Source organism: Streptomyces manipurensis, assembly GCF_049570255.1.
In the GTDB taxonomy this organism is placed as follows: Bacteria; Actinomycetota; Actinomycetes; order Streptomycetales; family Streptomycetaceae; genus Streptomyces; species Streptomyces manipurensis.
On the sequence record NZ_CP186950.1, the window covers coordinates 5,106,924 to 5,118,422 of the forward strand.

Annotated in this window: 12 protein-coding genes, 1 pseudogene and 1 riboswitch; of the genes and pseudogenes, 7 read left to right on the forward strand and 6 right to left on the reverse strand. The window is 72.1% G+C overall.

What is annotated here, in order from left to right; genetic code table 11:
- The first annotated feature begins 13 nt into the window (after positions 1-13).
- Complete coding sequence (locus ACPU2J_RS23735) at positions 14-226, forward strand: EF-hand domain-containing protein (protein ID WP_361595005.1); 213 nt, start codon at positions 14-16, stop codon at positions 224-226.
- Positions 227-297: 71 nt separating this feature from the next.
- Here the strand turns inward: ACPU2J_RS23735 and ACPU2J_RS23740 are convergent, their stop codons facing one another.
- Positions 298-852 (reverse strand): PadR family transcriptional regulator, encoded by a 555-nt coding sequence (locus ACPU2J_RS23740; RefSeq protein WP_423833952.1) that lies wholly within the window; start codon positions 850-852, stop codon positions 298-300.
- A 112-nt stretch (positions 853-964) separates the two neighbouring features.
- Between ACPU2J_RS23740 and ACPU2J_RS23745 the strand changes: the two genes are divergently transcribed.
- Positions 965-1,693 carry a flavodoxin family protein gene (locus ACPU2J_RS23745; protein WP_365080007.1) on the forward strand — a complete coding sequence of 243 codons (729 nt, stop codon included), beginning with the start codon at positions 965-967 and terminating at the stop codon, positions 1,691-1,693.
- Positions 1,694-1,703: 10 nt separating this feature from the next.
- Positions 1,704-1,883, forward strand: a pseudogene (locus ACPU2J_RS23750) (dihydrofolate reductase family protein); the annotation flags it as partial.
- A 72-nt stretch (positions 1,884-1,955) separates the two neighbouring features.
- Here the strand turns inward: ACPU2J_RS23750 and ACPU2J_RS23755 are convergent.
- From ACPU2J_RS23755 to gcvT, 5 genes are all read right to left on the reverse strand, one after another.
- Positions 1,956-2,468: an AMIN-like domain-containing (lipo)protein gene (locus ACPU2J_RS23755; RefSeq protein ID WP_423835001.1), complete on the reverse strand. Its 513-nt coding sequence runs from the start codon at positions 2,466-2,468 to the stop codon at positions 1,956-1,958.
- A gap of 143 nt (positions 2,469-2,611) precedes the next feature.
- Positions 2,612-3,994, reverse strand: a complete 1,383-nt coding sequence (locus ACPU2J_RS23760) for an L-serine ammonia-lyase (protein WP_361594997.1) — start codon at positions 3,992-3,994, stop codon at positions 2,612-2,614.
- Between the two features lie 328 nt (positions 3,995-4,322).
- Positions 4,323-5,579 carry a serine hydroxymethyltransferase gene (glyA, locus tag ACPU2J_RS23765; RefSeq protein WP_361594995.1) on the reverse strand — a complete coding sequence of 419 codons (1,257 nt, stop codon included), beginning with the start codon at positions 5,577-5,579 and terminating at the stop codon, positions 4,323-4,325.
- A 15-nt stretch (positions 5,580-5,594) separates the two neighbouring features.
- Complete coding sequence (gene gcvH / locus ACPU2J_RS23770; protein ID WP_361594993.1) at positions 5,595-5,975, reverse strand: glycine cleavage system protein GcvH; 381 nt, start codon at positions 5,973-5,975, stop codon at positions 5,595-5,597.
- Positions 5,976-6,078: 103 nt separating this feature from the next.
- A complete protein-coding gene (gene gcvT, locus ACPU2J_RS23775) occupies positions 6,079-7,194 on the reverse strand; it encodes a glycine cleavage system aminomethyltransferase GcvT (RefSeq protein ID WP_361594991.1) in 1,116 nt (371 codons plus the stop codon).
- 171 nt (positions 7,195-7,365) lie between these two features.
- Positions 7,366-7,469: riboswitch (glycine riboswitch) on the reverse strand.
- A 206-nt stretch (positions 7,470-7,675) separates the two neighbouring features.
- Between gcvT and ACPU2J_RS23780 the strand changes: the two genes are divergently transcribed.
- The 4 genes from ACPU2J_RS23780 to ACPU2J_RS23795 all read left to right on the forward strand — a co-directional run bounded on the left by ACPU2J_RS23780 (position 7,676) and on the right by ACPU2J_RS23795 (position 11,484).
- Complete coding sequence (locus ACPU2J_RS23780) at positions 7,676-8,344, forward strand: AAA family ATPase (RefSeq protein WP_391341691.1); 669 nt, start codon at positions 7,676-7,678, stop codon at positions 8,342-8,344.
- 105 nt (positions 8,345-8,449) lie between these two features.
- A complete protein-coding gene (locus ACPU2J_RS23785; protein WP_420079534.1) occupies positions 8,450-9,193 on the forward strand; it encodes an enhanced serine sensitivity protein SseB in 744 nt (247 codons plus the stop codon).
- Between the two features lie 89 nt (positions 9,194-9,282).
- On the forward strand, positions 9,283-10,023 hold the full coding sequence (locus tag ACPU2J_RS23790; RefSeq protein ID WP_030826595.1) for an enhanced serine sensitivity protein SseB C-terminal domain-containing protein: 741 nt from the start codon (positions 9,283-9,285) through the stop codon (positions 10,021-10,023).
- Between the two features lie 465 nt (positions 10,024-10,488).
- Entirely contained in the window at positions 10,489-11,484 is a 996-nt protein-coding gene (locus ACPU2J_RS23795; protein WP_361594987.1) for an ABC transporter permease, read from the forward strand.
- The last annotated feature ends 15 nt before the right edge of the window (positions 11,485-11,499 follow it).

Consider the following 11,499-nt stretch of genomic DNA (forward strand, 5'->3'; position numbering starts at 1 on the left):
AGGGGTGGACCCAGTGGCGGACATCGAGAGCGCACGGGCGACGTTCGACAGGTTCGACGTGAACGGTGACGGCTTCATCACGGCCGACGAGTACAGCGCCGCGATGCGCGCCATGGGCGACGCCCACGTGAGCCCCGCCGTCGCGGACTCCGTCGTCGCCTCCAAGGACGCCAACCACGACGGCCTGCTCAGCTTCGACGAGTTCTGGGCCTCCCTGAACAAGTAGCACCCCCTGCCCGCGCCCCCGACCCCCGGGTCCGGGGGCGCGCGCACGGCCGCGGCCGGTGCCTGCTCCGGCTAGGCGCCGTCCTCCGTGGCGGAGGCCTCCCCGACCTCGTCGAGGGCCTCCTCCAGCCACTGCAGCCAGAAGGTCTCCAGGGCGATCCCGCCGTGCAGGACGAGCCGCCGCAGCCGGTCCTCCACCGCGTCCCGCCCGGGCGGGAAGTCCTTCGCCTCGATCGCCTGGTACTGCGCGAGCTGGCGCCGGTGCAGCTCCAGGTGGCGCCGCAGCTCCGGGCCGAGGCCCTGCGGCCCCACCACGCCCGCGGCCCTGATCCGCAGCAGCAGCGGGTCGCGCATCGGCTTCGGGTCCTGGCTCTCGCCGACCCACCGGGCCAGCTCCGCACCGCCCGCGGGCAGCACCTCGTACTCCTTCTTCTGCCCCCGCACGGCCACTTCGCTGGGGAGCGCCCGGATCAGCCCCGACTCCTCCAGCCGGCCCAGTTCGCGGTAGATCTGCTGGTGCGTGGCCGACCAGAAGTACCCGATCGACTTGTCGAACCGCCGGGTCAGCTCCAGCCCGGACGAGGGCTTCTCGAGCAGGGCGGTGAGGATGGCGTGCGGCAGGGACATGCCGCCATCCTAGGTTTGCGCCCGAGCGGCCCCCGCGCGCACCTCCGCCTGCCCGGCCCCGTACGGCCGCGGCCCACTGGCGGGCCCCCGCCGCCCCGCCCAGGCTGAGGGGATGACCGCCGACGACAGCGCGAGCCGGCCGCGCTACCCCGACCTCACGGCCCTCTTCGTGAACTGCACGCTCAAGCGCTCGCCCGAGACCAGCAACACCGAGGGACTGATCGACAGGAGCCGTGCCGTCATGGAGTCGGCCGGCACGCGGACCTCCCTGATCCGGGCCGTCGACCACGACATCGCGACCGGCGTCTGGCCGGACATGACCGAGCACGGCTGGGAGAGCGACCAGTGGCCGGTCCTCTACAGCCGGATCATGGACGCCGACATCCTCGTGCTGTGCGGTCCGATCTGGCTCGGCGACAACAGCTCCGTGATGAAGCGGGTGATCGAGAGGCTCTACGCCTGCTCCTCGCTGCTGAACGAACAGGGCCAGTACGCCTACTACGGACGGGTCGGCGGCGCGCTGATCACCGGCAACGAGGACGGCGTGAAGCACTGCGCCATGAACGTCCTCTACAGCCTCCAGCACCTCGGCTACGCCATCCCGCCCCAGGCCGACGCGGGCTGGATCGGCGAGGCCGGCCCCGGCCCCTCCTACCTGGACCCCGGGTCCGGCGGCCCGGAGAACGACTTCACCAACCGCAACACCGCCTTCATGTCCTGGAACCTCATGCACCTGGCCGCCCTGCTCAAGCGCGCGGGCGGCATCCCCGCGCACGGCAACCAGCGCTCCCTGTGGGACGCCGGCTGCCGCTTCGACTTCCCCAACCCCGAGCACCGCTAGAGGGGCATCCGTGGAGCAGCTGCTGAGGGTCCAGAACTTCAACGTCTCGCGGGACGGGTTCGGGGCGGGGGAGCACCAGAGCCTGGAGCGGCCGTTCGGCGACGCCGATCCGGGGGCCCTGTTCGCCTGGGCGGGAGCCACCGCGAGCCGGCCCATGCGCACGGCACCCGGAGGCAGCCGGGGCCTCGACCGCGCGCGGTCCGGCCCGGGGGCGGGTGGCCCCGGGCCGGACCGGCGTACGGCGGTCCAGCGGTCCGGCGGTTCAGCGGGCGATGTCCACGACGAACCGCTCCGGCGAGTGCAGGGCGTAGGCGCGGTAGTAGGGCAGGGTGTCGAACGCGGCCCCGAAGGTCACGTACCCCTCGTAGTCCCCGGTCATGGCGAGGCCCTTGAGCTTGGGGAGGCCGATCGTCTGGAGCTTGGGGCCCCGGTATACGCTCGCGCCCGCGTCGTCGTGGGCGGCGGCCGGGTGGAGGCGGATCTCCAGGAAGTACTTCCCGGCCAGCGGCACGGGCTGCCCGGACCCGTCGTAGCGCAGCTGCGCGACGGGGGTGACGGTCACCTCGGGGGAGTTCCCCTGGAGGTCGATGACGATCCGGTCGAAGGTGGGGTGCCCGCCCCAGCGGGCGTTGACGACGAGCGGGGTCTGCGCCTGTGTGGTGTCGGCGGCTGCAGAGGAGAGGGAGGAGGCCGAGGCGGGTGAGGCGAACGCGAGTCCGGCGGCGAGCAGAGCGCCGGAGGCCAGAGCCACGAACCGCCGAAGACGTGTGTGGATCATGATGTCCCCTCGATTCTCGGGAGACGGGGACTGATGGCACTCCCTGGGACGCCGTGCCGCGGCCCGCGGTTCCGGGGGTGCGCAACGCGGTGGGGGCCGGGCGTGCGCCGCCCGGCCCCCACCGCGTCATGCGGTCGGTGTCAGCACTCGATGACGTTGACCGCGAGGCCGCCGCGGGCGGTCTCCTTGTACTTGATCTTCATGTCGGCGCCGGTCTCCTTCATGGTCTTGATGACCTTGTCGAGGGAGACCTTGTGGGAGCCGTCGCCGCGCATGGCCATCTTGGCGGCGGTGACCGCCTTGACCGCGGCCATGCCGTTGCGCTCGATGCAGGGGATCTGGACCAGGCCGCCGACCGGGTCGCAGGTCAGGCCCAGGTTGTGCTCCATGCCGATCTCGGCCGCGTTCTCCACCTGCTCCGGGGTGCCGCCGAGGACCTCGGCGAGGGCTCCGGCCGCCATCGAGCAGGCGGAGCCCACCTCGCCCTGGCAGCCGACCTCGGCGCCGGAGATGGAGGCGTTCTCCTTGAACAGCATGCCGATCGCGCCCGCGGCGAGGAGGAAGCGGACCACGCCGTCCTCGTCCGCGCCCGGCACGAAGTTCATGTAGTAGTGCAGCACGGCCGGCAGGACGCCCGCGGCGCCGTTGGTGGGGGCGGTGACGACGCGGCCGCCGGCCGCGTTCTCCTCGTTGACCGCCATCGCGTAGATCGTCGTCCACTCGCTGCGGTGCATCATCGGGTCGCCCTCGGTGCGCAGCTGGCGCGCCGTGGAGGCGGCGCGGCGCTTGACCCGCAGGCCGCCGGGGAGGATGCCCTCGCGGGACATGCCGCGCGAGACGCAGGACTGCATGACGCGCCAGATCTCCAGGAGGCCCTCGCGGATCTCCTCCTCCGTGCGCCAGGCCTTCTCGTTCTCCAGCATCAGGGAGGAGATCGACAGGCCGGTCTCGTTCGCGAGGCGCAGCATCTCGTCGCCGGAGCGGAAGGGGTACTTCAGCGCCGTGTCGTCGAGCTTGATGCGGTCCTCTCCCACCGCGTCCTCGTCCACCACGAAGCCGCCGCCGACCGAGTAGTAGGTCTTCTCCAGCAGCGGGGTGCCCGCGGCGTCGTAGGCGAAGAGCGTCATGCCGTTCGCGTGGTACGGCAGGGAGCGCCGGCGGTGCAGGATCAGCTGGTTCGGCTCGTCGAAGGCGATCTCGTGGCCGTCCCCTATCTCCGCGCCGAGCAGCCGCAGGCGGCCGCTCTTGCGGATGCGCTCCACCTCGTCGTCGGCGGTCTCCACGTTCACCGTGCGGGGGGAGTGGCCCTCCAGGCCCAGCAGGACCGCCTTGGGGGTGCCGTGGCCGTGGCCGGTCGCCCCGAGCGAGCCGAAGAGCTCGGCGCGGACGGAGGCGGTCTGGGCCAGCAGGCCGTCCTTCTTCAGCCGCGTCACGAACATCCGCGCGGCCCGCATCGGACCGACCGTGTGGGAGGAGGAGGGGCCGATGCCGATGGAGAAGAGGTCGAAGACGGAGATGGCCACGGTGGCGGACTCCCTTGTCTGCTCGTGGGGTGGGAGGGGGGAGGGGTGGATTGTTCGGATTATGTCCGACAGACGAGCTTAGCGCGGTGCGGTGAACGTCCCGGCGGCCGGAGGAGGTGGGATGGATGACGCCCGGCGGGCGGGCAGGTGTCCACGGGCTCCCGGGGCCGCGGCGCGGGGGGAGGGGCGGCCCTCCGGGGCGGGCCCCTGGCGGGCCGGGGTGGCGGCCGCGGTCCCGACGGACCGTGCCCGCCCGGTCACGGGGCGGGTCCGGACAGGGGAAGGGCCCGGCCCGTGCACCGACGAGCCGGGCCCTTCCGTGCCATCGCTAGAGCGACGGGTAGAGCGGGAACTTCGCGGCGAGCGCCGTGACGCGGGCCTTCAGGGCCTCCGCGTCGTAGGCGGGCTTCAGCGCCTGCGCGATGATCTCGGCGACCTCGGTGAAGGCCTCGGCGTCGAAACCGCGGGTGGCCAGCGCCGGCGTGCCGATCCGCAGACCCGAGGTGACCATCGGGGGCCGCGGGTCGTTCGGGATGGCGTTGCGGTTGACCGTGATGCCGACCTCGTGGAGGCGGTCCTCGGCCTGCTGTCCGTCCAGCTCGGAGTTGCGCAGGTCGACCAGGACCAGGTGCACGTCGGTGCCGCCGGTGAGGACGTCCACGCCCACGGCCTTGACGTCGTCCTGGACCAGGCGGGCGGCGAGGATCTTCGCGCCCTCCAGGGTGCGCTCCTGGCGCTCCTTGAACTCGGGCGAGGCCGCGACCTTGAACGAGACGGCCTTGGCCGCGATCACGTGCTCCAGCGGGCCGCCCTGCTGACCGGGGAAGACCGCGGAGTTGATCTTCTTGGCCAGCTCCTGCGTCGACAGGATGACACCGCCGCGCGGACCGCCGAGGGTCTTGTGCGTGGTGGTGGTGACGACGTGGGCGTGCGGCACCGGGTTCGGGTGCAGGCCCGCGGCGACCAGGCCGGCGAAGTGCGCCATGTCGACCATCAGGTACGCGCCGACCTCGTCCGCGATGCGGCGGAAGGCGGCGAAGTCCAGCTGGCGCGGGTAGGCGGACCAGCCGGCGACGATCAGCTGCGGCTTGGACTCCTTGGCGAGGCGCTCGACCTCGGCCATGTCCACCTGGCCGGACTCGTCCACGTGGTACGGGACCACGTTGTAGAGCTTGCCGGAGAAGTTGATCTTCATGCCGTGGGTCAGGTGACCGCCGTGGGCCAGGTTCAGGCCCATGATCGTGTCACCCGGCTTGAGCAGGGCGAACATGGCGGCGGCGTTCGCCTGCGCACCGGAGTGCGGCTGGACGTTCGCGGCCTCGGCGCCGAACAGCGCCTTGATGCGGTCGATCGCGATCTGCTCGACCACGTCGACGTGCTCGCAGCCGCCGTAGTAGCGGCGGCCCGGGTAGCCCTCGGCGTACTTGTTGGTCAGGACCGAGCCCTGGGCCTCCATGACGGCGACCGGAGCGAAGTTCTCCGACGCGATCATCTCCAGGGTGGACTGCTGGCGCACGAGCTCGGCGTCGACGGCGGCGGCGACGTCCGGGTCGAGCTCGTGGAGAGGGGTGTTCAGTACAGACATCAGGGTCCCCTGGGGTCAGTTACCGGCGGTGAGCTTGGTGTACTCCTCGAAGGACAGCACGTCCTTCGGCTCCTCCGAGAGGCGCACCTTGAACAGCCAGCCGCCCTCGAACGGTGCGGTGTTCACGAGCGCGGGGTCGTCCACGACGTCCTGGTTGGCCTCGACGATCTCGCCGGAGACCGGGGAGTAGAGGTCGGAGACCGACTTGGTCGACTCCAGCTCGCCACAGGTCTCGCCCTCGGTCACGGTGTCGCCGACCTCGGGGAGCTGCGCGTAGACGACGTCACCGAGCGCGTTGGCCGCGAACTCCGTGATGCCGACCGTCGCGACGCCGTCCACGACGTCCGACAGCCACTCGTGCTCCTTGGTGTAACGCAGATTCTCGGGGGTGCTCATGGCCTGATTCTCCTGGATGCGGGGGAGTGGATGTGAACTGCGGTCTTGAGTACTGAGACGGCGCCGTACGGCTGCCCGGACGGCGGACGTCGTGCGCGGAGGGTTACTTCTGCCGCTTGTAGAACGGCAGCGCCACGACCTCGTACGGCTCATGCGTACCGCGAATGTCGACGCCGACGCCGGAGGTTCCGGGCGCGGCGTGCTCCGCGTCCACGTAGGCCATCGCGATCGGCTTGCCCAGCGTCGGGGACGGGGCTCCCGAGGTGACCTCGCCGACGACCTCTCCGCCGAAGGTGACGGCGAAACCGGCGCGCGGGACGCGGCGGCCCTCGGCGATCAGGCCGACCAGCTTGCGCGGCGCCTTCGTCGCGGCCTTCTCGGCGGCGGCCTCCAGGGCGGCGCGGCCGACGAAGTCGCCCTCCTTCTCGAACTTCACGACCCGGCCCAGACCCGCGTCGAACGGGGTGAGGGAGGTGGTCAGCTCGTGGCCGTACAGCGGCATGCCCGCTTCCAGGCGCAGGGTGTCGCGGCAGGACAGGCCGGCCGGAACCAGGCCGACGCCCTCGCCGGCCTTGGTGAGCGCCTGCCACAGCTCCACGGCGTGCTCGGGGGCCACGAACAGCTCGAAGCCGTCCTCGCCGGTGTAGCCCGTACGCGCGATCAGCGCGGGCACGCCCGCGACGGTGCCCGGCAGGCCCGCGTAGTACTTGAGGCCGTCCAGGTCGGCGTCGGTCAGGGAGGCCAGGATGCCGGGGGACTCCGGCCCCTGGACCGCGATCAGCGCGTAGGCGTCGCGGTCGTCGCGGACCTCGGTGTCGAAGCCGGCGGCGCGCTCGGTCAGGGCGTCGAGGACCACCTGGGCGTTGGAGGCGTTGGCGACGACCATGTACTCGGTCTCGCCGAGGCGGTAGACGATCAGGTCGTCGACGATCCCGCCGTCCTCCCGGCAGATGTGCGTGTAGCGGGCCCGGCCGACGCCGACCGTGGAGATGTTGCCGACCAGCGCGTAGTCGAGGGCCTTGACGGCCTCCGGGCCGGTCAGGGTGATCTCGCCCATGTGGGACAGGTCGAAGAGGCCGGCCTTGGTGCGCACGGCGTTGTGCTCGTCGCGCTCGCTGGCGTACCGCAGCGGCATGTCCCAGCCCGCGAAGTCGGTCATGGTCGCACCGAGCGAGCGGTGCAGCGCATCGAGGGCGGTCAGGCGGGGGGCAGTGCTCATGGGTGTGGCTCCCGGGTCCCAGGGCATCGACATGACATGACGAGGACGTTCCTCCCCATCTGTCATCGGAACCTGAGAGGTTCGCCGAGAGTTCCGCCGATCGTCCGATCGCCGGTCTCCCCGACTTGCACCTTGGGTGGAGCTGCCGCGCAGCTCGCTTTTCAGATCTGCCTCATCCACGCGGTACGGGGCCTGAGAGATTCAAGGGAGGTTCTTGCTCCTTCGGCGCCCGCGCACGGCCTTGCGGCGTGCCGGGACTCTCCCGCGCGGATTCAAGCGGCCGGTATGCAGTTGGTCCAGATGGCGCACATCATTGCACGGCATGTCCGTGATCGGGGGTGGGGGTCCGAAAGTTCGTACGCCCCTCCGAACGGTTCGTCCGGAACCGTAGATGCCGGATTACCGTCTCTTTACACTCGGTGGGGAAGGGTCCTGGTGACCCGATCCGGGGGGGAAGGCGAACACTGTGCGGAGATTCGGAGTGGCGACGACGACAGGGACCGTGGACGCGGTGCCGCCGCAGCGGCGCGGCGCGCGCGGGCGCGGCGGCGCGGCCGGGGCCGGCCGCGTGCGGGACCTGCGCGGCGCGGCGGTGCCCGGACCGCGCGGGCTGGGTTTCGCCCGCGGCGACATCGTCGTGGTCTCCGGCCTCCCCGGAGGGGGCAAGAGCACCCTGATCGAGCGGGCCGCGCCCGAGGGCGGGGCCGTGGACTCCCAGAACACCCGCGAGCGCTGGGAACACCGGATGCCGGCCCCGCTGCCGTACGCCGTCTACCGGCCGCTGGTCCGCGTCGCCCACTACTGGGGGCTGTGGCGGATCCTGCGCTCCGGGGACTCCGTGGTCGTCCACGACTGCGGTACGCAGAGCTGGGTGCGTGGCCTCCTCGCCGCGGCCGCCCGCCGCCGCGGCCGCGCCCTGCACCTGCTGCTCCTGGACAGCAGCCCCGAGGAGGCCCTCTCCGGGCAGGCCGCCCGGGGCCGCCGGGTGTCCGCGTACGCCTTCGCCCGTCACCGGCACGCCGTGGGGCGGCTGCTGCGCGCCGCCGAGGCGGGGCACCCTCCGGCGGGCTGCGCCTCCGTGACGCTCCTGGACCGCCGCTCGGCCGCCGCGGTGACCCGCATCGCCTTCCACGACCGCCTCCCCGGATGACCGCGGCCGACGGCGCGCTCCGGGCGGAGCCCCTTCGGCGGCGCCGGGCCGGGGCCGGTAGCCTGCGGGGCGACACGCGCGGGATCCATACAGAGGCAGGGGCGGATGCAGGGCAGCGGCTGGCCGGAGAATGAGCTGGAGCAGGTGCTCGGGGCGGCCCTCGGGCAGCCCGACGCCGGCGGCCGGATCCTGGAGGTGCTCGGCCGCAGCCGGCTCTGGGTGCCCCTGCCCGCGGGCGGCGGGCCCGAGCAGGGCGGGGCCGAGGGGCTGACCCTGCCCACCATGGACATCGGCGGGGCGGCCTACGTGCCGGTCTACAGCTCCCAGTCCCAGTTCCTGGCCTGCGTCGGCACGGGCACGGACTTCGCGGTGGCCCCCGCGGCCGAGTTCGCCCGCGGCCTGCCCCCGCAGCTGGGCATCGCCGTGAACCCCGAGGGCGCCGTGGGCGTGCCGCTGCCGCCGGCGGCCGTCGCCGAGCTCTGCCGCACCGGGCGGACCCCGCTCGACGGGCCCGCCACCGGCGGCCGCGTCCGGCTCTACGAGCCGGACTGGCAGGACGACCCGGTGGACTTCCTGTCGGCCGCGTCCGAGGAGTTCCGGGCCTCCGGAGTGGTCAGCGCCGCGCACCGCTGCCTCGCCAGCGTGGAGGGGGGCGCCCCGCAGCTGTTCGTCGGTGTCCGCCTGGTGGGATGGGAGCCGGAGACGCGCGAGGCCCCGATGCAGGCGCTCGGGCGGGCCCTGGCGCGCGTCGAGCCGCCGTGGCCGGTGCAGTTGATCCTCCTGGACGCGGCCGAGGACCCGGTCACGGACTGGATTCGTGAGCGCGTACGCCCCTTCTACCTCGCGTAGCGCCGCTTAAGCTGGTTACATCTCCCGGCCGCACCAGCGCGGGTTCGGAGAGCACGCGTGGATGACGGGCGGACGAGGAGGGGTACCGGGTGAGTGCGTCAGGCACGGCCGCGGCCGGGCAGGTCGAGCACATGATGCGCCAGGTGACCCCCGGGCGCTACGAGAGCTACGAGTCGCTTCTGCACGCCCTGTCCGAGGGGCGGCTGTGGATGCTGCTCTGGCAGGGGCAGCCGGGCTCCCCGGACGCCCAGTACGGCGGCATGGAGGTCGACGGCCTCGGGTACGCGCCCTGCGTCACCTCCCCGCAGGAGCTGGCGGCCAGTGGCTGGAACCGGGGCTACGAGGTGGTCACCGGGCGGGACATCGCCCGCGCCCTCTACCCCGACCGCTGGGGCCTGTGGCTCAACCCGCACGCCCAGGGCGGCGGCCTCGGCGTGCCCTGGGCCGACCTGCGCCGGATCGCGACCGGCCTGGACCGGATGCCGGCCGGCCCGCTGCGGCTGTCCGAGCCCTCCATCGAGCTGCCGCAGTTCTACGGCCTGCTGACCCAGCACGCGCACCGCACCCCGGCCGTCCGCTCGCTGCGCCGCGCCTGGGTGCAGCCCGCGCTGGGCTCCCCGTACCTCGCGGTCGGGCTCGACCTCTACGACGCCTCGGCGCCCGCGCTGGAATCCGTACGGGAGATGATGCGCCAGTCGGTCGGAGCCGTCCCCGAGGGGGTCCCGGTGTGCACGGTCGCGCTCGCCGACGAGCACGACCCCGTGGCGATGTGGCTGCGCGCGCAGACCCGCCCGTTCTACGACCGCGAGGGCCAGGCGCCCGCGTACTGAGCCGTCCCGCGAAGGCCCCCCGCCCGTCGGCGGGGGGCCTTCGTCATGCCCCGTGCACAGTGGGGCAACCCTCTCGAAGGCCGCACCCCGCGCATCGGTGCGGCCTTCGCCATATCCACCGAATCCGTCCAAGATCCCTGTCCGAAAAGGCAGTTGGGCGGGATGTCCGATCCGCGACGAACGGGTGGTCTTTCACCGCTCAACAGCTCTGGCGGTTCGGATAACGGAAGGTGTAGGCACAGATCACGGTTGCGCATCACATCCCCGGGGGGTCTGGCGGGCGGTTGAGAGGGCGTTGAAGACTCCCCCCACCGAAGGCCGGTCCAACTCCCGATCACCAGCTCTTCACGTGCACTTCCGGCACATTTTCTCGCCAATCGCACCACCAGCGACGCCGATTGAACCAAGCCGCCACAGCGGCGGGCATGGGCCGGCCACCGTCGGCCGAGAGGGGTCCCCACCACGATGACGGCACCACTGCACGACACCGGCGCGGCCGAGCCCGCGGCCGTGGCCGCCCCCGAAGTCCCGCAGAAGGCGATCGAAGGGCGCTCCCCCTGGAAGATCGCCTGGACGCGCCTCAAGCGCGACAAGGTCGCACTGGCCGGCGGCTTCATCGTGCTCCTGCTGATCCTCGTGGCGCTCTTCGCCCCGCTGATCGTCAAGGCGTTCGGACATCCGCCGGACGAGCTGCACGAGGACATGCTCGACCCGCTGCTCGGCCTGCCGCTCGGCGACTGGGGCGGCATGAGCGGGGACTTCCTGCTCGGCGTCGAGCCCGTCAACGGGCGCGACGTCTTCAGCCGCATCGTCTACGGCGCCCGGATCTCGCTGCTGGTGGCCTTCCTGTCCGCCTTCGTGGCGGTCTCGCTGGGCACCTTCTTCGGCATCGTCGCCGGCTACTTCGGCGGCTGGGTCGACGCGGCCATCAGCCGGGTCATGGACCTGCTGCTCGCCTTCCCGCAGCTGCTGTTCATCATCGCGCTGATCTCCGTCATCCCCAACAAGCTCTGGGGGTTCGAGGGTTCGGGTCTGCGCATCGCCGTCCTGGTCCTGGTCATCGGATTCTTCGGCTGGCCCTACATCGGCCGCATCGTGCGCGGACAGACCCTCTCGCTGCGCGAGCGCGAGTACGTGGAGGCCGCGCGCAGCCTCGGAGCCGGCCGGGCCTACATCCTCTTCCGCGAACTGCTCCCGAACCTGGTGGCGCCCATCACCGTCTACGCGACGCTGATGATCCCCACCAACGTGCTGACCGAGGCCGCCCTGAGCTTCCTCGGAGTCGGCGTCAAGCCGCCCACACCGTCCTGGGGCGAGACGCTCTCCACGGCCGTGCGGACCTACGAGGACAATCCGCTCTTCATGATCTTCCCCGGCGTGGCGATCTTCATCACCGTGCTGGCCTTCAACCTCTTCGGCGACGGCGTCCGCGACGCCCTCGACCCGAAGGGCTCCCGCTAGCCACCGCAGGGCAAA